The organism is Cystobacter fuscus DSM 2262 (genome assembly GCF_000335475.2).
Taxonomy (GTDB): Bacteria; Myxococcota; Myxococcia; order Myxococcales; family Myxococcaceae; genus Cystobacter; species Cystobacter fuscus.
On record NZ_ANAH02000071.1, the window covers coordinates 245,970 to 266,671 of the forward strand.

General features: G+C 66.6%; 21 protein-coding genes and 1 pseudogene. 5 read left to right on the forward strand and 17 right to left on the reverse strand.

The features are described 5' to 3' along the window. Positions 1-234 precede the first annotated feature (234 nt). From D187_RS46470 to D187_RS46520, 11 genes are all read right to left on the reverse strand, one after another. Positions 235-849 (reverse strand): response regulator transcription factor, encoded by a 615-nt coding sequence (locus D187_RS46470; protein ID WP_002627166.1) that lies wholly within the window; start codon positions 847-849, stop codon positions 235-237. Then, positions 846-2,756, reverse strand: a complete 1,911-nt coding sequence (locus D187_RS46475) for a sensor histidine kinase (RefSeq protein WP_002627167.1) — start codon at positions 2,754-2,756, stop codon at positions 846-848. Before D187_RS46475 ends, D187_RS46470 begins: the two co-directional genes overlap by 4 nt. Positions 2,757-3,090: 334 nt before the next feature. Continuing rightward, positions 3,091-3,522, reverse strand: coding sequence for an OsmC family protein (locus tag D187_RS46480; protein WP_002627168.1), 432 nt, complete (start codon positions 3,520-3,522; stop codon positions 3,091-3,093). Continuing rightward, positions 3,519-3,845 (reverse strand): cupin domain-containing protein, encoded by a 327-nt coding sequence (locus D187_RS46485; RefSeq protein ID WP_245592000.1) that lies wholly within the window; start codon positions 3,843-3,845, stop codon positions 3,519-3,521. The genes D187_RS46480 and D187_RS46485 overlap by 4 nt, the downstream gene beginning before the upstream one ends. A gap of 118 nt (positions 3,846-3,963) precedes the next feature. Continuing rightward, the gene (locus tag D187_RS46490) at positions 3,964-4,689 is read right to left on the reverse strand and encodes an iron-containing redox enzyme family protein (RefSeq protein ID WP_002627170.1); all 726 of its coding nucleotides are present in this window, start codon (positions 4,687-4,689) and stop codon (positions 3,964-3,966) included. A gap of 27 nt (positions 4,690-4,716) precedes the next feature. Further along, positions 4,717-6,384 carry a class I adenylate-forming enzyme family protein gene (locus tag D187_RS46495; protein WP_002627171.1) on the reverse strand — a complete coding sequence of 556 codons (1,668 nt, stop codon included), beginning with the start codon at positions 6,382-6,384 and terminating at the stop codon, positions 4,717-4,719. A gap of 23 nt (positions 6,385-6,407) precedes the next feature. Then, a complete protein-coding gene (locus D187_RS46500) occupies positions 6,408-7,679 on the reverse strand; it encodes a phenylacetate--CoA ligase family protein (protein ID WP_002627172.1) in 1,272 nt (423 codons plus the stop codon). Further along, positions 7,676-8,443 (reverse strand): amidohydrolase family protein, encoded by a 768-nt coding sequence (locus D187_RS46505; protein WP_020918738.1) that lies wholly within the window; start codon positions 8,441-8,443, stop codon positions 7,676-7,678. Before D187_RS46505 ends, D187_RS46500 begins: the two co-directional genes overlap by 4 nt. Beyond that, a complete protein-coding gene (locus D187_RS46510) occupies positions 8,424-9,248 on the reverse strand; it encodes a class I fructose-bisphosphate aldolase (protein WP_155894044.1) in 825 nt (274 codons plus the stop codon). The genes D187_RS46505 and D187_RS46510 overlap by 20 nt, the downstream gene beginning before the upstream one ends. Beyond that, positions 9,245-10,519, reverse strand: coding sequence for a 3-dehydroquinate synthase II domain-containing protein (locus tag D187_RS46515; RefSeq protein WP_002627175.1), 1,275 nt, complete (start codon positions 10,517-10,519; stop codon positions 9,245-9,247). Before D187_RS46515 ends, D187_RS46510 begins: the two co-directional genes overlap by 4 nt. Continuing rightward, positions 10,516-11,301, reverse strand: coding sequence for an amino acid kinase family protein (locus tag D187_RS46520; RefSeq protein WP_162159769.1), 786 nt, complete (start codon positions 11,299-11,301; stop codon positions 10,516-10,518). The genes D187_RS46515 and D187_RS46520 overlap by 4 nt, the downstream gene beginning before the upstream one ends. A 161-nt stretch (positions 11,302-11,462) precedes the next feature. On the opposite strand from D187_RS46520, the gene D187_RS46525 reads away from it, so the two are divergent. After that, positions 11,463-12,398, forward strand: a complete 936-nt coding sequence (locus tag D187_RS46525) for a LysR family transcriptional regulator (RefSeq protein ID WP_002627177.1) — start codon at positions 11,463-11,465, stop codon at positions 12,396-12,398. Positions 12,399-12,448: 50 nt separating this feature from the next. Here the strand turns inward: D187_RS46525 and D187_RS46530 are convergent, their stop codons facing one another. After that, the gene (locus D187_RS46530) at positions 12,449-12,994 is read right to left on the reverse strand and encodes an RICIN domain-containing protein (RefSeq protein WP_081714120.1); all 546 of its coding nucleotides are present in this window, start codon (positions 12,992-12,994) and stop codon (positions 12,449-12,451) included. Between the two features lie 431 nt (positions 12,995-13,425). Here D187_RS46530 and D187_RS46535 point away from each other — a divergent pair, with 431 nt between their 5' ends. The 3 genes from D187_RS46535 (at position 13,426) to D187_RS56620 (ending at position 15,781) form a co-directional block, all read left to right on the forward strand. After that, complete coding sequence (locus D187_RS46535) at positions 13,426-13,695, forward strand: hypothetical protein (protein WP_002627179.1); 270 nt, start codon at positions 13,426-13,428, stop codon at positions 13,693-13,695. Positions 13,696-13,734: 39 nt separating this feature from the next. Continuing rightward, on the forward strand, positions 13,735-14,349 hold the full coding sequence (locus D187_RS46545) for a hypothetical protein (protein ID WP_155894046.1): 615 nt from the start codon (positions 13,735-13,737) through the stop codon (positions 14,347-14,349). Between the two features lie 658 nt (positions 14,350-15,007). Continuing rightward, on the forward strand, positions 15,008-15,781 hold the full coding sequence (locus D187_RS56620; RefSeq protein WP_162159765.1) for a hypothetical protein: 774 nt from the start codon (positions 15,008-15,010) through the stop codon (positions 15,779-15,781). 63 nt (positions 15,782-15,844) lie between these two features. On the opposite strand, the gene D187_RS46560 is transcribed toward D187_RS56620, so the two are convergent. From D187_RS46560 to D187_RS57310, 4 genes and pseudogenes are all read right to left on the reverse strand, one after another. Next, complete coding sequence (locus D187_RS46560) at positions 15,845-16,339, reverse strand: PaaI family thioesterase (RefSeq protein ID WP_002627183.1); 495 nt, start codon at positions 16,337-16,339, stop codon at positions 15,845-15,847. Between the two features lie 73 nt (positions 16,340-16,412). Beyond that, positions 16,413-17,055 (reverse strand): annotated as a pseudogene (locus D187_RS46565) (hypothetical protein). 12 nt (positions 17,056-17,067) lie between these two features. Continuing rightward, positions 17,068-17,541: a hypothetical protein gene (locus D187_RS51405; protein ID WP_155894047.1), complete on the reverse strand. Its 474-nt coding sequence runs from the start codon at positions 17,539-17,541 to the stop codon at positions 17,068-17,070. A 105-nt stretch (positions 17,542-17,646) separates the two neighbouring features. Next, a complete protein-coding gene (locus D187_RS57310; RefSeq protein ID WP_002627186.1) occupies positions 17,647-18,222 on the reverse strand; it encodes a triphosphoribosyl-dephospho-CoA synthase in 576 nt (191 codons plus the stop codon). A gap of 220 nt (positions 18,223-18,442) precedes the next feature. Here D187_RS57310 and D187_RS46580 point away from each other — a divergent pair, with 220 nt between their 5' ends. Beyond that, a complete protein-coding gene (locus tag D187_RS46580; protein ID WP_002627187.1) occupies positions 18,443-20,272 on the forward strand; it encodes a multicopper oxidase family protein in 1,830 nt (609 codons plus the stop codon). 105 nt (positions 20,273-20,377) lie between these two features. Here D187_RS46580 and D187_RS56155 read toward each other — a convergent pair whose 3' ends face one another. Next, a complete protein-coding gene (locus D187_RS56155) occupies positions 20,378-20,524 on the reverse strand; it encodes a hypothetical protein (protein ID WP_002627188.1) in 147 nt (48 codons plus the stop codon). Positions 20,525-20,702 lie beyond the last annotated feature (178 nt).

The following is a 20,702-nucleotide window of genomic DNA, read 5'->3' on the forward strand; positions in this document are numbered from 1 at the left end:
AATCGTCTGCTGGAGATGAAGACGGACACCCATGGCAACCAATGACTGTCAACGTCAAGCACAAGGCAAGCAGGGAGAGCGGTAGGTTTTTCATGCGAAGTGGCCCTGGGTTCATGGTGGGCGAAGGCCCAGACGGCCAGCAGCCAGAGGCGGTACCGGGTCATGCCTGTACGGCCATCTCTACTCAAGGTGTCAGGTCATGGATATTGGACCTAGTGCTTACACCGCGCGGGCTCAGCCCTGGCCCAGCCGGTCCACGAACCGCACCAGCTCCGCCACCGAGTCCACGCCTAGCTTCTGGATGACGCGGGCGCGGTGCACCTTGATGGTCTTCTCGGTGGTGCCCAGCCGCTGGGCGACCTCCTTGTTGGTCAGCCCCTGGGCCACCAGCGCGCAGACCTCGCGCTCGCGGGGAGTGAGGACGGCATGACGGGCATGCAGCGCGGCGGTCTCGGCGCGGCCAGCGCGGGCCGCCGCGTCCTTGTGCAAGGCCTCGGAGATGGCTCCCAGCAGTTGTTGCTCATCGAAGGGCTTCAGGAGGAAGTCCACGGCGCCGGCCTTCATGGCCCTGACGCTGGCCGGCACATCCCCGTGGCCGGAGATGAAGATGACAGGCAGGTGGCAGTTCTTGGACTCCATGGCCTGCTGCAGCTCCAGTCCGTTCAGCTCCGGCATCCGCAGGTCCAGCACGGCGCAGCCCGGCGTGTCCCCGGACAGCTGCGCGAGGAACTCGGAGGGCGAGGCGAAGGGCTTCGTGGCATGGCCGGCGGCCCGCAGCAGCCGCCCCAGCCCCCGCAGCACGGACTCATCGTCGTCCACGAGGAAGATGGTGGCGGGGGCTTGTGTCATGGCGAGGACTCCGTATGCGCCGCGGGAAGCACGAACCGTAGCAGAGCGCCCTGCCCCGGAGGGCTCTCGGCTTGCAGGCGGCCGCCGTGCGCCTCGACGATGGAGCGGCTGATGGACAGCCCCATGCCCAGCCCGTTCTCCTTGGTGGAGTAGAAGGGCTCGAAGACGAGGGCCAGCCGAGATGGCTCGATCCCCCCTCCCGAGTCCTGCACGCTCAGCTCCACCCGCCCCGGGCCTGGCGAGGCGGTGCGGACCTGAAGCTGGCGCTGGCCCGCGGGGACATCGGCCATGGCATCCAGGGCATTGAGGAGCAGGTTGAGCACCACCTGTTGGAGCTGGATGCCGTCCCCCTGGACGGCGGGCAGCGACGGGGCCAGCGCCAGCTGCAGGGTCACGCCGCGCAGGTGCATGTCGTTGGTCAGCAGTCGCGCCACCTCGCGCACCAGGTCATTGAGCGAGTGGAGCTCCTGCCGGGGCTCCCCCCGCTTGAGCAGCGCGCGCATGCGGTGAATGACTTCGCCCGCGCGCTTGTCGTCGGAGATGATGTCCCCGAGGGCCTCGCGCACCTCGTCCAGCTGCGCGGGGGTGGTGTTCAGCAGGCGGCGTGCGGCCTGGGCGTTGCTGAGGATGGCGGCCAGGGGCTGGTTGAGCTCATGCGCCAGTGAGGCGGCCAGCTCGCCCAGGGCGGCCACCCGGCTCACGTGGGCCAGCTGATCCAGGTTTCGACGCGCCTCCATCTCCGCGAGCTTCTCCAGGCGCTGGCGCTCGAGGAGCTCGGCCTGGGCACGCATGCGGCGGCGGCGCTCCACCACGAGTCCCCCGGCCACCAGCGCCTGCAGGCCGCTGAGCGTCAGGGCCCCCAGGACCCACCAGCGGTAGCGCTCCCAGAGCGAGGGCTCGTCGAAGGCGAGCCGCACCCCGGGAGGCACCCGATCGCGGGGGATGCCCCAGCGCCGCAGCGCGCGGGCATCGAGCGTCAGCGTGTCCACGGGGGCCGGCTTCAGGGGCGCGAGGAATTCCTCCTGCTCTCCGCGCAATACGCGGGAGGTGAGCAGGCCCAGCTGTTGGCCCACGGCCTCGTAGCTGACGAGCGCTCCGCCGACGAACCCCAGACCCAGGACGGTGTCGTGGAGGGCGAAGCAGGGCCGGTTGCTGGCGGAGAGAAACATGCGTGCGATCTCGCGCCCCACGAAGGGTCTCCCGCTGGGATCGGTGATGAAGGTGAAGGTGAGGACAGTGGTGTCGGCCGGCAGGGTCCTCGCGCGCTCGAGCAGCTCGGCCAGCGGCAGGCCGGTCAGGTCGATGAACTCCAGTCCCCGCTGCGCCAGCAGGGGCCGCAGGTCTCGCAGCATCCGCTCCTGCTCAGCGCGCTCCCACGGGCTGGCACCGTTGATGAGCGCCAGCCTCCGCGTGTCGGGCAGCAGCTGCAAGGCCAACTCCGCGGTGGCCCTCATGTCGTAATGCAGCAAGAGGCCCGCCACCCGCTCTGGGCGAGGGTGCTTTTCCCAGAGCCGCTCGTCCTCGGACAGGACGATGACCGGGATGTCCGGCCACAGCTCCTGGCGCAGCTCCAGGGTCAGCTGGATGGCGTCGGTGCGGAAGGTGATGAGTGCATCCGGCCGGCGCTCCCGGTACTTGGTCAGATACCAGGTACGCAGGGCTCGTGTGTGTTCAGGCCCACTCGCCCAGCCCAGATCCAGGCTCTCGACGTCCAAGGTGATCGGGCCGTCCCCGGTTTCCCACAAGGAAGAGCGGAGACTGGCGACGAGCATCGCCATGGCGGGCAGCGCCGTGTCCTCGGGGAGGAGCAGGAGCACGGACTTTCCAGCCGGACGAGCCTCCTGGGCCACTGCCTGGGGTGTCAGCGACAAGAGGAGGGCGATGAAGAAGACCGTGCGCCAGGACATGGTGGGGCTCTCCGAGTCCCACGAAGGTTATCAGGAGATAAGAGGTTCTTCGGAGAGACTCCCTCCGTGCGCTCGCCTCTTGTTCTTTCGGCTCTGCCTCCGTCAGTGAGAACCTCCACCTCGCGGGCCGTCAGCACTCAAACTCCCCGTGAACATCCGCTCGCCCCTTGAGGAGCAAGAGCTGTTCACGTCTGACCGTCACCCCCACGGTTGAGGTAGGCGGACACCATGCCGCTGCTGGCGACGGTGAGGTAGTCCATCCGGCCAGCAAGGCACCATGCATGACGCCGAGAACGGCGCCAAGGAGTCGACGAAGGACAGCGCCCTCCGTCGCTCAGGAGTCCGGAGCGACCACAGTGAGACGGACCGACTTCGCGACGTTTCCCGCCACTGTCCGGCCAATGGGGCAGAACTGCTCGGCTCGTTCGGAGAGGGTCCGGAGGGTTTCCTCGCTCGCGCTGGAGACGATGCGCGGGAGGAGCATGATCGCTTGGACCGAGGGCCGGGGGCCCATGTCCATCCGCAGCTCTCCTTCGAGCTCCAGACCCTCGTACGCAATCCCCGCCTTGTCGAGGATGATTCCGAAGGTGATGAGGTAACAGCTCGCGACGGCGCTCAGGAGCAGGTTCTCGGGGGTAGCGGCTTCTCCGAGCCCTTGGAAGTCCTTCGGCAGCGTCACGCGGGTCTCGAAGCCCTCGCTTGCCTGGAGGAACCCGCTTCCACCCGTGCCGCCCTTCCAGCGTGCCTTGATGTGTGTCTGGCTCATTCGTGACCTTCCTGTGAGGGCGCCTCTTCGCGCAGGGCAATCTCGCCAAGGTTCTGCAGGAGCGGAGTATTCTCGCAGGCCACGTACTCGGCCTCATGCCGCGCGTCGGTGTTGACGTGGCGATGCCAGGCCCAGACGGGAACGTAGACGGCGTCACCGGCCTTCCACTCGACCTTCCGGTCCTCGACGAGCGTGTAGCCTTGGCCCTTCGTGATGTAGAGGATTGTCTCGTAGTTGTGCCGGTGCAGCCGTGTGGATTGCCCGGCCCGCAGGTGCCCAATCGTCAGGCTGAGGGTTCGCGATGGCAGGTCCACGATCGCCACGCCGTGGCCCCGCTCGTCCGAGAACGCGCCGTGGACCTGCGCTGTCACTCCCGCGTGGTGCAACCGTTCGGGCACTCGAGCGCGGAGCACCGCCCGCGTTTGAGCGAAATCCTTCGAGCTAAAATGCACCGGAAGCCCTCCTCGAAGCGCCAGCGGATTGCTCCTCGGACGCGGAGAGGGCCGCGAAGAACGCGCGGCGCGCCTCGATGATCTCCTCCGCGGCCGCGCGCAGCACGTCCCGCTTGCCGGGCCGCTCGGCGAGCTCCCGCTCGATGATGTGCTTCATCGTCAGTGCATGGTCATCATCACCCTCGATGTGCATGGGAAAGAAGGTGAGGTCCCGTTCCGGGAAACCAGCACTCAGAAGGCCGGTGAGGATTTGCTGGTAGACGTGCGGGACGATGGCCTCCGCGCCGAGGCAGAGCGCGCCGAGTCCGACCAGGGGATCGGAGTCCGAACAGAGCCGCAACATGTTCCTCACCAGGGCCGTTGTCTCCGCGAGCGGCGGCTGGATCGAGGGCTCCAATCCGAAGGCGTCCAGCATCCGCCGGTAGATTTGCGAGTGGGGCACCTCGCCCATGCCGCCGAGCCCCATTTCCTCGAAGAGGTTCTCCGTCAGGGCGAAGCGGTCGGTCTCGCTGGTCAGGTTCGCCAGCAAGGCGCAGAGGTACCGCGTGAAGTGGCGGGAGTAGTGGTACTGCTGCACGAGGAATCTCTCGAGCACGCCGCGGGCCGCGATTCCTTGGCGGCAGCGGATGAGGAACTCGGTGGCATCGAGCCGCTCCAGGGATTCCCTCGGGAGCAGGCCGTTCCAGCGGGCCGACAGCTGAGTAGCAGGGGTCATTGCAGGATTCCTTTTCTTGTTTCAGGCTCAGGCCGCCGATTGCCGCGTGGGCCGGAGTTCATTCATTCGCAGAATCCGCTTCAGGACCTTGCCCGTGGTCCCCAGGGGGATGGCGTCCGCACCGACGGCCAGGACGCCTCCCAGCGTGGGCAGGCCCGCGCTCGCGAGCTCCTGGTTGAAACGGCCAGCCAGCTCCGACGTGTCATGGCCCGAGAGGTCCGAGTCCGGCCGTATCCGCACGTAGGCCACCGCGCGGACGGCACCCGTGGCCCCGTCTTCCTGGCCGAACACCGCGCAGTCCGCGATCGCCGGGAAGCGGCTCAGCAGGAACTCCTCGGTCTGCAGGCCATAGACCGGTCCGCTGGGCGTGAGGATCACGTCCGGAGTGCGATCCACGTGGAAGATACGGCCCTCCTCGTCGCGGTAGGCCAGGTCTCCGGTGAGGAAGTAGCCCGAGAGACGGGACCGGTACGTGAGCTGGCTGTTGTTCCAATACCCCGTTGTCACCGAAGGTGCTTTCACCCCGAGTCGCCCGACCTGGAATGGCGGAAGCTTGTCCCCCTCTTCGGAGAGGATCTGCGCATCCACCCATTCGAGCGGCCGCCCGACGCACCGGTTGTAGTGATTGGTCTTGAGCGTGTGGACGTGGCGGAACAGCGAGAACCCCATCTCGGAGGAGCCCATGCCGTCGATGAACACCGAACCGGGCTGCCGCTGGCCGTTCTGCTCATGGAAACCATGGCGGATGAGCGCCCGGATATGGCTCTCATGGGCCGCGTCGCCGCCATTGAACCAGAGGTTCACCGAGGAAAGATCGAAGGCGTCCATGTCGCACTCGGTCATCTCGACGTAGGTCTGCGGGAAGGAGACGACCATGCTGGGCTTGAACGTATCGATCTGCCGCAGCACCGCGCGTCCCGAGTGATCCGAGGCGATGTAGACCGGTGTCCCGCTCAGCAGCGCGAGCATGAGGTAGGCGATGGCGCAGTTATGGGAGTGGGGGAGCGATGACAGGATGCGCTCACCTCCGGTGACCCTGGGGACTCCCAGGCGGTAGCGCACCCCATGGAAGAAGCGCTCGTGCTGGAGCAGCACGGCCTTGGGAATGCCGGTCGTTCCCGAGGAGTGCGCGATCATGATCGGGTCATCGGCGGAGAACTCGTGCCGCCGGTAGGTGGGCAGGGATGCCTCCTGGGTTCCACGGATATCGGCCTCGGTCACGATGAACCCGGTCACGCTTTCCTGGACGAGGGGACGCAGGGCCTGGATGTGGGACGCATCCGTGAAGACGCCGGCCACGCCGACATTGCGCGCATGCACCGCGGCGATCCGGGGCTCCATGTTGCCGTTGGTGAGGACGCCGATCGCGCCCAGGTGCGTGAGCGCGAGGTAGTGGATGAGGTACTCCACCCCGTCGTCGAGGTAGACGAAGACGGGATCCGCGGTGCGTACCCCCAGCTTCTTGTAGAGCCGGGCGTAGAGGTGCGCGAGGCGGGCAAGCTGCTCGAGGCTGAGTTGCTGGAACTTCTCTCCCGTGAACGTCTTCAGCTCGCGCTCGAGATGGAGAATGGGCACTCGCGGGTCCGGGCTCACCTTCAGAGCCCAATCCAGGAAGTTGCCGGCGCCCAGCACCGGGTCCTTCGCGAGTTGGAGGCGGAGCTCGTCGGCGACGAGCGTGGATGGCATTGCGGTCATGGGTGATGGCTCTTTTCTACGGGTCAGGTGTAATCCAGTGACTTCCAGTCTTCGTTTTCGCCGAAGAGAAAACGGGGCTTCTGCATCGGGACCTCTCGTGAGAGCAGCGCTTCCGGAACGAAGTACTCCGCCGGGACGGCGGCGACCCTCACGCGGACTCCGGGGACAGTGGCTTCAATGGCTTGCAGGATGCGCCTGCACGCCGCGTCTTCGTTCCGCGTCTCCACGTGGATCTGGGCTTCCAGCGCACCGTCCCGGACGCGGGCTCGCCAGAACCACAAGCCTGTCTCCGCGGCGTTCGCATAGACGGCCTCTTCCAGCTCCAGGGCGGAGAATGCCCGGGTGCCAGCGTTCATCACGCCCGTCTTCCGTCCCAAGACGCGAATGGTTGGCAGCGTGCGGCCGCACTCACACGGTGCATGCGAGATCTCGACCACATCCTCCAGATCGTAGCGGATGAGGGGCATGGCCTCGCGGAACAGGGGCGTGACGACGAGGCTTCCCGCCCCTTCCTCACGGAAATCACCCGTCTGGGTATCGTGCACCTCGAAGTAGAGCCGGTCGCTCCAGAGGTGGAGCCGCCCCTGCTCGCACTCTCCCGCCAGGCTACCGGTCTCGGTCGAGCCGTAATCGATGAGGACGCGTTTTCCACCCCAGAGTGCCTCGATGTGGGCGCGCTTCGCGGCACTCAGGGGCTCTCCGGCGGCCAGGAAGGTTCGCAACCGGGGAAAATCTCGCGTGGGGGCCCGTCCCGCCCTTCGCGCGGCATAGGCCCAGAGAAGCGCTTCGGTAGGCATGCACCAGGCGACCGTCACCGGCAGGTCGTGCAGCAGCCGAAGCACCCGGGAGTAGGGCATGTTGGCCGAGCGATTGTCCGCGGGAACGATGGTGGCGCCCACGGAGCGGGCCGCGCCATGCATCTGGTGGGCGGTCGTCACCAGCGCATAGGGCGTCTTGATCAGCACCATGTCTTCCCGGCAAAGCCTCACGCCATTGCGCAGAAAGCGCGAGAGGATGTCTTCCCAATCGCTCTCGGTGATATACGAGGAGATGGGATGTCCGCTTGTTCCCGAGGACTCGTGGTAGGTGCTGAGCTGGCTTTGCGGGACAGCGAGAAGCCCGAAGGGGTAGGCCGCCCGCAGATCCTCCTTCCGCGTCAGTGGCAACCGCTCCCAGCTCCGCCGATCGAGCTTCTCCGCCCTTGGCAACCGGCCTTCGTAGTAGGGAGCGGACCGGGCGCGCAGAAGGGCCTCTTCCAGTTGCTGCCGGGGAAATGCATGCACCGGTGAGTTCATGAGCTGGCTCTCGCGAGGAGACGCCGGATGTTGCCGCCGGTGATTGCCTCCATGTCCGCGTCGCTCAGGGTGAGCTCCCGGACCTTGCAGAGTTCCGCCGCCGCGCTCTGCAGGGGGTACTCGGACCCGTACAGGAGCCGGGAGGCACCGAGCACGTCGGCCGCGTACTGAATCACGTGCTTGAAGGCCCCCGAGGTCTCGAAATAAAGGTTCGGGTACCCGGCAATCGCGTCGACCCCGTCGTAGTCGAGTTCGCCGATTCCGCCATGGCCCAGGATCAACCGGAGCCCGGTGTACCGCTCCGCCAGGCGCACCAGGTCCGTGACCCGGAATCCGTCACGGTCCAGGCAATGCAGATACACGGGATGCCCATGCTCTCGAGCCACATCCAGGTAGGCCGAGGTCCTCGGGGAATCGAGCGGCACCCCGTGAACCGCGGGCCCCAGTTTCAGGCCCGCGAAGCGTGGTCCGAGTTCCCGGTACTCCTTCGGGTCCAGCCAGGGATTGGCGAAGTAGAAAGGCACGAGCCGGCCCCCGGAATGCTCGCAGAGCGAGAGGACCGCGCGGTTGTCACACGTCAATCCCTGCGTCTCCGCTTGCGTCGGCTGTCTCAGGATCTGCCGGGAGAGCTGCCGGGGCGTCAGCAATCCTCCTCCCACGACGATGCAGCGCTCGACATCAAGCCGATCCATCGTGGTGAGGAGCCGCTCGAAAGCTTCCTGCGTCGCCAACAGGTGGGCGTGGCTATCGACGAATGCTGGCAAGGGCCACCTCCCGTTCACCGCGCGCGGGCTCGCCGTGGACGAGCTTCGAGAGGCGCTCCAAGAGCAACGCCGGACTCTTCTTCACGAAGATGTTGCGTCCAATGCAGACCCCCCGCGCTCCCGCCCGGAGCGCATTCGAGACGTGCTCCAGCAGGGGCTCGTCGCCCGTCAGCTCGCCCCCGGCGACGAAGACCAGGGCGTCGCCCTGCACGTCCTCGAGCGCTTCGCGGAGCAGTTCCGGCCGCTCACTCATCCCAATCTTGAGCGCATCCGTGCCCAGCTCCACGGCGGTGCGCATCAGCTGCTTGATCCGGTGCAAGCGCTGCGGCTCCTCGCCCACTTTGTCGTAGATCATGGTCAGGACGGGCAGTCCGTAGCGGGCGGCTCCATCCACCACTTGTCCCAGCATCTTCCAGTTCGCCCGGTCATTCCGTCCGTTGAAGTTGACCTGGAGCGACACCGCGTCGGCCCCGAGCAGCAGGGCCGTCTCGATGCTCGTCAGCCATTCCTTGTCATCGACCGAGTCGGAGAGGCTGCTCATCCCGTTCAGGTGCAGGATGACACCCTTGCGGTCCAGGGCGCCCTGGTCCGCCAGACGCGAGAGGATTCCCTTGTGTGCGACGACCGCATCGACGCCGGGATGGCCGATCCAGCGTGCGATGCGGGCCGTGGACTCGATTCCCGTCAGGGGACCCACGGTGAGCCCATGATCGATGGGGACGATCACTGCCCGCTGGCTGCTCGCGCCCAGGATCTTCCCGAGCCGTACCTTCTTCGCCGTGTTCATCTCGGGGACCTTTTTCAACTTTCCTTGATGTTCTCGTCGATCTTGATTCCGACGTGGCGGCCCGGCGCCGCCTTGTGGGCCAGGATCCGATCGCCCGGCCGCAGCTCGGTGATGTTGAGAGGCTTTGCCTCGGGCGAGAAGACACGCACGTGCCAGTCGTCCTGGAGAATCACGTTGATCGTCTCTCCCGAGGCGAAGCGAGCCTCGATGAGCCGCAGCGGCCGCAGTTCGGTCTTCATCCGGCCAACAGGCGCTTGCCGGGTGCTACCGTCGGAGGCAACCACCATCACGGCCGAACCCGCGTTGAGTTCGCTCATGTAATGGGTCCGATTCGCGGCGTTGTAGACGTAGCTGTGCACACCTCCCGCGTTGACGCGGAACGGACGCTTCTCCATGTAGGGCAGGAAGAACACCTCTGGGCAGCACAGCACCCCTCCCTGCGAGGTGGAGCCCACGATCATCCCCTCGGTCGGCTCGAACAGCGTCGCCAGATCGATGCAGCTCCGGAAGCCCATGCCGACCGGCTCGGACTTCGTGACCGTGGCCGGTTCGAGCGCGACGTGCTCCTGGCCACGCTCGGCGAGCCTGCGCGCGAAGCCTTCCAGCAACTCATGCTCGACTGGCGAGAACATCACGCCATCTGCTCCCACCTCCATGACGCCCAGGGTGACGATGGCGTCGTCGACGTCGGTGGGGTTCGCGATCTCCTTGATGAGGGTGGTGCCGGTGGCTTGCAGGGAGGCGATCACCAGCTCCAGAGGGATGTTCGTCGGGTCGCGGAAGCAGATCATCAGGAACGGATGGCGGAAGCCCTGCTGGATGGACCGGTGCAGGGACTCGCCGTCGTCGACGTACTGGTAGAGGCAGGTGGACAGGCCCGCCTCACCCGCGCGGGCCAGGAGGTCCTGATCCGCCGACACCGCGATCAGCGGGGACTGGGCCCGCTGGAGGACCTCCTGGTGCGTGCCCGCCGCGAGCAACGCCTCCAACTCCCCCAGGGACTCCAGACGAACCGCGACCTTCAGCCCTCCAGGAACCGCTGGCAGGAGGGCCTCGAGGTTCCGCGGATACAGCAGGACGCCCGTGTAGTGGAAGCGCCCCAGCCGCAGGAACAGGCCCTGATGGTCCTGCGGCGCCGAGAAGTCTTTCGTGTCGAACCAGAGCTGGGTCTGGTTCTGCTTCCCGGCTGTCGTGTTTCCGGTCATCGCCTCGAGGCGGATGGGCTTGCGGAGCACGGCCAGTTCCTCTGGCCGGGTGCTGGAGTATCCGTTCGTCAGTTCGTGTGTCATGCGACTTCCTTCTGGAGGTGATGGGTTGGGTTCAAAGGGAGTTCGGTTTCGTCGTGGCCGACCCAGGTGCCGCTTTCTTCATGGAAGGCGGAACGCACGTGGAGGCGGACACCGTGACGGGCCGCGAGCTGCACGGCGGAGCGCTGGAGGACCTGGGCCCCGGCTCTCACGAGGGTGTCCATTTGCTCGTAGGAGATGCGCTCCAGCTTCCGTGCGTGGGGATTGCGGCGTGGATCCTCGGCGAAGACCCCGTCGACATCCTTGAAGAGCTCACAGGCGTCGGCGCGGAGGCTGACGGCGAGCGCCACGGCCGTCATGTCCGAGCCACCGCGCCCGAGCGTGACGAGGCGTTCCTCCGCGTCAACGCCCTGGAAGCCCGCGATGACTGGCAACTCTCCCCGGGAGAGCGAGGCCTCCAGCCGCGCCGTTTCGATCTCGACGATGCCCGCGTTGCCGAAGCATCCGTCGGTCCGGATGCGGATCTGGCTGGCCAGGAAGGACCGCGCCCGAATGCCGAATTGTTGGAGTGCCAACGCCATCAGCCCCGCGGAGACTTGTTCGCCCGCCGCGAGCACCGCGTCGACCTCGGCGTGCGCTGTCTCGGAAGAGAGCTGGGCCGCGAGCTCGACCAGGCGATCCGTCTCGTCGCCCATGGCGCTCACCACGGCGATGACCTGATGGCCTCTTGAGAACTCGGCACCAATGCGGGCCGCCGCACTGCGGATGCGCGCGGCGGTCGCAAGCGCGGCGCCTCCAAACTTCATGACCTGCCGGCGGTTCACGCCGCCCAGGCCGGTGATTGTATGCATCACTACTTCCTCTCTGCGGGCACCGCGACATGCGCGGAAGTCGTGAGCGGACAATTCCCATGAAGATTGCCCCGGAGGGAGGGAACGGGACTGCAACCCAACGTTCCACACGCTGGAACAACGACGGAGAACCCTTGTCCCGGGACATCAACCTCAACCGCATCGAAGTCTTCAGAGAGGTCGCCACCAGTGGCAGCTTCACCAAGGCCGCATCGAAACTGAGGCAGCCGAAGTCACGCGTCAGCCGCAACATCTCGGCGCTGGAGGCCGAACTGGGCGTGCGGCTCATCCACCGCTCCTCGCGTCACTTCCGGCTGACGGAAGCGGGCCAGATCTTCTACCTGAGGATGCAGGGACTCATGGAGCAGGTGCACGAGGCCATCAACGAGCTCACGGAGAAGACCCGTGAAGTCTCGGGGCCCATCCGGCTCAGCGTGGCCGGGGACATCGGACAGTTCCTCATGAGCCGCGTCTGCCGGGACTTCCTGAAACTACATCCGGGAGTGCAGGTCGACCTTCACCTCTCGAACGACCATGTCGATCTGCTCGGCGGTTCGTTCGATCTCGCCGTGCGTGTGGGCCGGCTCAAGGACAGCTCCATCCTTCAGAGGAAGCTGGGAGAGACGTACCTGCTCTTTGCCGCGAGCCCGGGTTTTCTTCGCGAGCACGGCGGCCTGCCGAAGGAGCCGGTTGACCTCACCGGGCTTCCCTTTCTCGGCTTCTCCGGCTTCGGGCCCTTTCAACAGCGGTTGTTGGTGAGCAACGGCGGTGATGAGCGCCAGCTCCAGGTGAATAGCCTCTTCCTGTGCAATGACTTGCTGGTCGTGAAGTCCATGGCCATGGAAGGACTGGGGCTCGCCTGGCTTCCGGAGTTCCTCATGAAGGACGAACTTCAGAGCGGCTCACTGGTTCACGTGTTCCGTGGTTGGACGTCGCAGTCCTTCCCGATCCAGATCGTGCTGCCCCCGCAGCGGGACATCCCGTTGCGGATCAAAAGCTTCGTCGAGTTCGTCGCCGCGGCACTCCAGAAGGAATTCCGAGAAGGAGCGCCGCTCGGCCGCGACCGGTAATCTGGCCAGGGGAGACAGGATTTGAACCCGTCTCCCCTGCTCCGGCCCCGTCAGCGCAGGTAGAACGTCTGATTGTCTCCCCCGTGGCAAGGCCACTGGATGAAGTACGCTCCATTTGCTGTACTCGCGCCGCTCACGTCCAGGCACTTGCCGCTGTGCTTGGCAACGAGGCGGTAGCGGCCTTCCCAGTCCTGCACATAGAACCGCTGGTTGTTGCCACTATGGCATTCCCACTGAATGACGGCGGCACCATCCTCCGTGCTCGCACTACTGACATCCACGCACTTGCCGCTGTGCCTGGCCTTGATCGTGTAGGTCCCGTCATTCATCGGCGTCAGGAAGAACTGCTGGTTGTTGCCACCATTGCATCCCCATTGGATGATGCGTGCACCGTCGGACAGGCTGGCCCCCGTGACGTCCATGCACTTTCCGCTGTGCAGGGCGACCACCTGGTAGAAGTTGGGGGTCACCGTTGGAGAGGATTCGTCCGGGGCGAGTTCCGTCGCCTCGTCGACGAGGGTCTCACCTCCGCAGCCCACGGCCATGATCAGGGTACCTGCTACAGCCAGGATCTTGCAGCTCAGGATGTTTCTCATGCGAGATAGACCTCCGCCTGGTGGACAGCACGAGGCACAGTCGGCTCGACTTCCACCTTCGGAGAGGGTGGCGAGCCGTGAGAGGAGTCTTTGCAGTGTGCTGATCCTGGTAAACTGCCCTGGTGGGCTCTAGCTCTTTGCTGCGCTGCACACGGAGCCGGTTGTCAGCGTGCAGCCGAGCAGGTGTCTGGTATCGCGTGCACCCCTTGTGCGCCCTTCACGTCCCCCCGACTGGCGCACTCGCGGCGTCCTCTCCTTCAGCGGCTCCTTGCTGGCCGCTGCCTGGGGCGCCACGCTCTCCTCCTCCTGTCCTGCTTGGGGGCGCTCTTGAGCCGGCCTCCGTCCGCCTTTGACAATCCGTGCTGGGCTCCCCTAGCGTTGCGCTCCACGGAAGTGTGCCGCCGGCAGGGGGCACCCGACGAGGACGGGCCATGACGGGCGAGGAACTGCTGCAGCGCAAGTTGAAGTGGGAGAAGACGCCGGATGCCTTCCATCCGATGCGCACCGAGGTGGATGGACAGGAGCTGCGCATCCGCGTCGGCGACTTCCCCGAGGAGTCCCTGTACACGCTGCTCGCGGGCGACCAGGAACTCGCTCAGTTCGACGACTGGCCCAAGACGTGGCAGCGGCCCCCCTCCGACAAGTCCGCGGGCTTCTACGGCAAGTCCCGGGCCGCCAAGACGACCAGGCACGGCAAATAAATCCCGACGTCCTCTCCGCTCTCTCCGAAAGTCACCTCCATGACCATCAGGACGTCCCGGTCTCCACGCCCTAGCGCCTCGTCGCCCTCCTCGTCCACGCGTGCGAACACGTCCACGGGCGCCAGCACGCCCACGGGCGCCAGCACCCCCTCCTCGTCGACGTCCGCGGCCTCGTCCAACCGGGTCCGCGACAACTACTCGCCGCGGTCGCGAGACACCAAGACGGAGAAAGTGCTCGGCACGGGCGCGAACAACGCCCCGAAGATGAGCAACGCGGAAGTCCGCGCCTGGTACAACCAGAAGGTCGGCGAGATCCCGGCGCTCGACGCCCAGTGGAAGGCGGCGGGCCTGTCGCCCGAGCAGCGGGCCCGGAAGGCGGCGGGGATCCGCCACGAGGCCCGCCTCGAGGCGCGAGGGAAGATGGAGAACAAGGCCGACGTGGAAGCGCTGCAAGCACGGGACATGGAGGAGTACGGCAACAAGGACGGCCCCACCTTCGATGACCTCGTGAAGAAGGCCAAGAAGAAGGGACTTCAGGGCGACGCCGTCTACGAGTACATCCTCGGCAGCTCCAACCGGACCAACGCCGAGGTGAACGCGAAATTCGACCAGGGAGGAGCCAAACCCCCCGCGTCGGGTCACGCCAAGCTCTGAGCCGGGGGGGGACAGCATCGCTCCTGATACGCCTTTCCACGCGGCCTTATGCACTCGAGGCCGACGAGGCAGGACTTTCTAAGAATTTGAGATGGGCCCACGGGGTGCGTCCGCCTGACGGAGCCACACGGGGGCGGGCTGGCCGCGTGCCCCGGGTGCACTTGATCGCGCTTCCGCGCTCAACGATAATGTTGAGCTTTGTTGCCTTCCCAGGAGCAGGTCCATGCCCACTGTCAACCCCGCCGGCCCCAGGGTCCGAACGAACTCCAGCAGCTCCTCCTCCGCGCCGGCCTCCCCCAAGAACGAGGTCAAGACCGAGGTTCCCGCCTCCAGCACCCAGGCGAGCGCGTCCACCTCCTCGGCGCACGTGAAGGATACCTTCAGTAGCGCGCCTCCGCCTCCGCCCCCGCCGCCTCCGGGAATGCTCAAGGCCTCGGGGGGCCCGCCTCCGCCCCCGCCGCCTCCGGGAATGCTCAAGGCCTCGGGGGGCCCGCCTCCTCCTCCGGGAATGCCCAATCTCTCGGGGGGCCCGCCTCCCCCCCCACTTCTGGGAATGCCCAAGGCCAGCTCGGGGAGCAGACCCGTCTTCAATACCCGGCCAGCGGATCCGTTCGACAGACTCTTCGGGTCCACCGTGTCCAGTGAGCAGAAGGCAGCGTTGAAGGACGAGGCCAAGAATTCTCCCATCCATCAACCGCCAATGCCTGATGGGAGCGCTTCTCTGAAGGCGTTCCGGGATGCGCGCCCTCCTGCCATCAATGATTCGCCGCTCTACCAGGGCGGCAAGCAGACGCACCTACTCAATTGCAGCTTTTGCACCGTGGGCGCGATGACCAACAAGACCGCGAGCGATGTCGCCAAGGACCACATCGAGCAGAATTATTCCAAACATGCCTCCCTCAGTGACAATGCAAAACGCGCCTCGCAGGAAATGACCGTCTGGTCGGATCCGGCGCAGAATCCGGACAACGCGACGGCGGCCTACGACTTCAAGGGGCAGCTCGACGGGATGGGTAGCTATCTGAAAAAATATGCCGGCGACCCCGCCAACAAGGTGACCTTCAAGCAGGATACGCCGCTGAAGCCAAACTCCGAGGTCCCGGGAGGACACGAGCCGGCTCCCTACCCCAAGAACGAGCTGATCAAGCGGATGAATGAGTATCCCAACGGGACCCGGTTCGGGGTGATGGTGTTCGGATCCGAGGCAAACCAGACACACTGGGTCCAGGCCGAGAAGTATAACGGCAACCTGGTGTTCCAGGATTTCCAGCAGAACGCCAAGATGGACGTGATGAAAAATGGGAGGCCGACGGGTGCGCAAGCCACCAATGATCCGCGGATCACCAACAATCGTTTGCCCGTGGGGCCCGTGGATGGCAAGGACATCTACCAGTCGGGGATGTTCTTCGCGCTCGAGCCGACGAAATCCTGAGCACGACACCCGCGGCCCCGGCAGCTCACGCGAGCCCCGGGGACGCGTGAGGGGCGGGAAGGCTCAGGCGCCTCGGCCGTGCGCCGCCTCTTTCAGCTTCCCGGTATCCACGCGGACGAAGATCGAATCACCCACCGCGGTCAGCGTATCGCCGGCATGCACCTCGCAGAGGACCCGGCTCTTGCGGCCGACTTCGCCTTCGACGCGCGCGCGAAGGAGCAGGGGCACCCCCATGGGCGTGGGTTTGATGAACTTGACGCCCAGGTGGCCCGTGACGCATTCGATCCGCGGCAGGCTACCGGGCTCGCGCCCCTCGGCGCGGTAGTGGTAGGCCATGGCGGTCCAGTTCGAGTGGCAGTCGACCAGCATGGCGATCAGACCGCCGTACACCAGCTCGGGCCAACCCGTGTATCTGGCCTCGGGGAGGTGCCTGGCCATGACGTGGATGCCGTCGTCATGCCAATAGCTCTTGATGTGCAGACCGTGTGGATTGTTGCTGCCACAGCCGTAGCAGATGCCCTCTGGCGCGGCGATGTCTTGCAGGGGTGCGGTGTCCATGGCGGGGCCCTCGTCGGGAAGGGGGAGAGGAGACTCTCGGCTTTCTTCCGGGCTGTATCACGCCCGGTCCCACTCAGCCCACCAGGGCGCGGACGATGAAGTAGAGGATCGAGGGCGCCACGAGGCAGCCCAGGCCCGTGTGGAAGGTGGCCGTGAGCGCTCCGTAGGGCACGAGCTTGGGATCCGTGGCGGCCAGCCCTCCGGTCACCCCGCTCACCGTGCCCATGAAGCCGCCGAAGATCATGGCGGAGCGCGGGTTGTCGAGCCCGATGGACTTCGCCGCGAACGGCGTGCCCACCATGACGAGCACGGCCTTGAACACCCCCGTGGCGATGCCAAGCCACCACCGCGCCCACGAGGAAGGGCAGCACGGTGCCCAGGCCCAGCGCCAGGACGCCGATGAGGCCCGCCCGGCGCGCCTCCACCACGTTCACCTCGAAGGCCGTGGCCACGATGGCGAAGTCGCGCAGCATCGCGCCGCCCATCAGTCCCACGCCCGCGAAGACGGGCACGTCCGTCAGGCCCTGGTTGCCGCCCGTCAGCACTCCGCCCACGTACGCGAGCACCAGCCCCAGGAGGATGGCGATCGCCGAGCCGTGCACCTGGCCCCGGGTGAGGTGGCGGGAGATCAGGTTGGATACCCACATGAGGGCGCCCACCAGGGCGAAGGCGGTGATCAGCCCGTGCTTGCTCAGGATGGATTGAAGCTCGTGCATGGCGACCTCGGCTCAGGAATGGGACGTCGGCGCGAGGGGCTCCTCGCGGGAAGAGGGAGGCGGGCGGCCGAGCCGGCTGAGCAGCGCCGTGCCCGCGGCGCACAGGGCCGTCGCGCCGAGGCCCGCGAGGATGAGCTCGGCCACCTGCCGCGTCAGCATGGTGAGCGCCCGCTCGCGCGTGGACACCGGCGAGCCGTCGATGCCCGCGAGCACGGGCGTGCCGGGTGCCCGGAGGCCACTGTGGGCCAGGAGCTCGCCGAAGGCGCGCGCCGCCGACGCCAGCAGGGGCGTATGGGACGCCACGTGCACCGGAAGCACCGTCACCGAGCCGCCCTGGGCGGAGAGCTCCGGCTCGAGCCGCCGCAAGTCCTCTTCCCGTCCTCCCATGACGAAGCGGCCCGTGCCGTTGACGATGGCGAGGTGCACCGCGTGCGCCTCGAGCAGGGGCTCCAGCCGCTTGCGGCACAGGCCCCGCACCGCTCGCATGCCGCTGTCCGCCGGACCCGCGCCATCCATCGCCCGGGCGCGCGCCTGGGCGAGCGTGAACAGCTCCCCGGCGTCGAGGGCTCCCGCGCACCCGTAGGCGGCGAGCTACCCCACGCTGTAGCCCGCGAAGACGCGCGGCGTGGGCAGCCGGGAGCGCAGGGCCGTCCACGTCGCCAGTTGCACGGCGCACAGCAGCGGCTGGGCCAGGGCGTTGACATAGAGCGCCTCGGCGGGCCCCTTCATGAGCGTCCAGGGACTGGCTCCGAGCACCTCGCTCGCGGCGTCGAGCACCGCGCGGGCCTCGGGTTGCGTGCTCAGGGGCTCGAGCATCGCCGGGTGCTGCGCGCCCTGGCCCGGGCAGAGGATTCCCAGGCTCATGTCCGTTCCGCCCCGCGTCGCTGGTGGTGCACGAACCAGGCTGAAGAGGGCGCCCCGGTGGGTGTTGATGCCTCCGGTGGCCGCCAGCATCCGCCGCTCCGCGTCGAGGCCGAGCGCTCGCAGCACCGGGAAGTCCGCGCCCCCGGCTCCCGCGGCGGCGATGTCGCGGAAGTAGCCGCGCAGCGAGAACAGGCTGCGCATGAAGGTGCCCATGTCCATGTCGTCATGGCTGCCCGAGTCGAGCGGACTGACGAGGCCGGGCTTGGGGTGCAGGGCCAGCTCGGCGTATGGTTGTTGATGCATTGCTGATAGTTGGGATTGCAATCCGAGCAGCAGTTCGACGACGGGGCGCTGGCGTCACCACTTTCCGCGCCCCCTACACCTGAAGTTGCTTGCTCAGCGCGAACTGCTGGGTTCCGTAAGCGCTATCAGAGCGACTATCGGACGGCGTGCTCACCCTGTCAGCCGGTAGTCGCGGGAGAAGGCCTGGGGCACGTTGGGGCTCTCTCGAACGGAGGCCCTCATGATCAATCGGCGAGGTTTTTTGCGTGCTGGCGCGGCGGTGGGTACAGGTTTCTTGCTGCCGGATGTCCTTCGCCAGCAGGCCCACGCTGACACGTACCTCCTCCTGCCGCCCCCGCCACCCGGGCAGCGCTTCGTGAATCTGCTCCCGCTCCCGCGGCGGGTGGACGCCACCCGCGTGGGCCAGCTCCATGTGCAGATGGAAGAACTCCAGCAATGGCTGGGGCTCACCAGTCCCTCCGGCAGCAAACTCATGACCACGGTCTGGGGTTATGGACTGCGGGGCCAGAAGGCGAGCTATCCCGGTTCGACTCTCGAGGCCTTCAAGAACGTTCCGCTGGCGGTCGAGTGGCGCAACACCCTGCCTCGGCCCCTCCTTCCGTTTCCGCGGGCACACCTGCTGCCCGTCGACACCAGCATCCATCTGGCCAGTCCCGGGTTCGGAGTGCCCACGGTCACCCACCTGCACGGTGGCCACACCGAGCCCGAGAGTGATGGGCTACCCGAGGCCTGGTTCACCCAGCGCTATCTGGAACGGGGACCTGATTGGCGCAAGCAACTCTATCGCTATGACAACACCCAGGAGGCGGGGACGCTCTGGTACCACGACCATACGCTCGGCATCACCCGCCTCAACGTCTACGCCGGCCTGGCGGGATTCTATCTGCTGCGGGACGAGAACGAGCAGTTGCTGATGCCCCTCAATGTGTTGCCGAGCGGGCCGTATGAGATTGTACTCGCCATCCAGGACCGGATGTTCACCGACCAGGGCCAGCTCTTCTATCCGGCGACGCCTCCGCCCGACACGACGGCCCCCTTCCCCAGTGTGCTTCCGGAGTTCTTCGGCGATTTCATCCTGGTCAACGGCATGGCCTGGCCGCGGCTGGAGGTGGAGCCTCGCCAGTACCGCCTGCGCATGTTGAATGGCTCGGACTCGCGCTTCTACCGGCTCTTCTTCAACCAGGACATGCGCGGCCGCGTCTTCCAGGTGGGCACGGAACTGGGTCTGCTCGATCACCCGGTGCCGCTCGACGAGCCGTTCATTCTCGCGCCCGGAGAGCGCAGGGATCTGGTGATTGACTTCAAGGGGTTGGAGGGCGCGCGGCTCACCCTCCACAATGATGCGCCCGTCCCCTTCCCGGCGGGCGATCCGCTGGCGCCGGAGGATCCCACCCGGGACATCATGCGCTTCGACGTGAGCCTTCCCCTGCGCGGGCGCCCCTGGCCTTCCGCGGAGGTGCGCAAGGCGCTCCCGGGCGGCATTCCCGGCACACTGCGCCCCAAACATGGCCCTCTCCAGCCGCTCACGGCAACGCGAGAGCGCAAGGTGCTGCTCTTCGAGGGAACGGACAGATTCGGCCGCATCAGGCCGCTGCTCGGCGGGCAGGTTCAGCCCCAACGGCTCGAGACCTTCCTGTGGGACGAGCCCATCACCGAGAACCCCGTCCTGGGCACGGTGGAAGTCTGGGAGATCTACAACGTCACGGCGGACGCCCACCCCATCCACCTGCACATGGTCCACTTCCAGGTGCTCGGCCGGGCTCCCCTCACGGTGGCCGAGGGCGCGGTGACTCCCAAGGAACACTTCGACCCTCACACCGGGGAGAGCGAAGGCACGGGTGGCATCCTGGACCTCACCCAGGTCTCCGTGGGGGGGGTCCAACCGCCTCCGCCGGACGAGCAGGGCTGGAAGGACACCGTGCAAGCCTTCCCGGGTGAGGTCACCCGGATCGTCGCCCGCTTCGACAGGCCCGGGCGGTATGCCTGGCACTGCCACATCCTCTCGCATGAGGACCACGAGATGATGAGGCCCTACCAGGTGGTGAGCTGACCGCGGGTGGTCTCCGCTCTCTCTGGAGCTCCGGTGAGATCGGCCGGGCGCGCATCAGGAAGTTCGACAACAAGGGAAAGGACAACGAGCGCTTCTATTGGACGCTCACGGCGTGAAGCGCCGGCCTGGATCCGCCCCGGTCCGTGGCCCTGGTAGGGGAAGGAGCAACTGCAGCAGGTGGACCGGGCCGAAGGTGGTGAAGCCCACCTGGGCGCGCGAGTCTCCTTCCGTCAGTGAATGGGCTTTGGGCATGATGGGCTCGGCGGGGTGACCTCGGACCGCGCGGCCAGGGAGCGTCCTGGCCGCATGTCTGGGTATGAGGGAGCGGTCTGACAGTCGTTGGCTGGCGCCACGGCATCGGGAGCTGTCCGTCGCGATGTTTGGTTCGTGTCATTCATGGTCGTCGAGGCGAGCGAGGGGTCCTTCCGGC

Excerpts from the sequence above, each read along its gene's own strand:
- D187_RS46470 (WP_002627166.1), bottom strand. The coding sequence starts at position 849 with ATGACACAAGCCCCCGCCACCATCTTCCTCGTGGACGACGATGAGTCC.
- D187_RS46475 (WP_002627167.1), bottom strand. The coding sequence starts at position 2,756 with ATGTCCTGGCGCACGGTCTTCTTCATCGCCCTCCTCTTGTCGCTGACA.
- D187_RS46480 (WP_002627168.1), bottom strand. The coding sequence starts at position 3,522 with ATGAGCCAGACACACATCAAGGCACGCTGGAAGGGCGGCACGGGTGGA.
- D187_RS46490 (WP_002627170.1), bottom strand. The coding sequence starts at position 4,689 with ATGACCCCTGCTACTCAGCTGTCGGCCCGCTGGAACGGCCTGCTCCCG.
- D187_RS46495 (WP_002627171.1), bottom strand. The coding sequence starts at position 6,384 with ATGACCGCAATGCCATCCACGCTCGTCGCCGACGAGCTCCGCCTCCAA.
- D187_RS46500 (WP_002627172.1), bottom strand. The coding sequence starts at position 7,679 with ATGAACTCACCGGTGCATGCATTTCCCCGGCAGCAACTGGAAGAGGCC.
- D187_RS46515 (WP_002627175.1), bottom strand. The coding sequence starts at position 10,519 with ATGACACACGAACTGACGAACGGATACTCCAGCACCCGGCCAGAGGAA.
- D187_RS46530 (WP_081714120.1), bottom strand. The coding sequence starts at position 12,994 with ATGAGAAACATCCTGAGCTGCAAGATCCTGGCTGTAGCAGGTACCCTG.
- D187_RS46535 (WP_002627179.1), top strand. The coding sequence starts at position 13,426 with ATGACGGGCGAGGAACTGCTGCAGCGCAAGTTGAAGTGGGAGAAGACG.
- D187_RS46545 (WP_155894046.1), top strand. The coding sequence starts at position 13,735 with ATGACCATCAGGACGTCCCGGTCTCCACGCCCTAGCGCCTCGTCGCCC.
- D187_RS46560 (WP_002627183.1), bottom strand. The coding sequence starts at position 16,339 with ATGGACACCGCACCCCTGCAAGACATCGCCGCGCCAGAGGGCATCTGC.
- D187_RS51405 (WP_155894047.1), bottom strand. The coding sequence starts at position 17,541 with ATGCGAGCGGTGCGGGGCCTGTGCCGCAAGCGGCTGGAGCCCCTGCTC.
- D187_RS57310 (WP_002627186.1), bottom strand. The coding sequence starts at position 18,222 with ATGCATCAACAACCATACGCCGAGCTGGCCCTGCACCCCAAGCCCGGC.
- D187_RS46580 (WP_002627187.1), top strand. The coding sequence starts at position 18,443 with ATGATCAATCGGCGAGGTTTTTTGCGTGCTGGCGCGGCGGTGGGTACA.
- D187_RS56155 (WP_002627188.1), bottom strand. The coding sequence starts at position 20,524 with ATGCCCAAAGCCCATTCACTGACGGAAGGAGACTCGCGCGCCCAGGTG.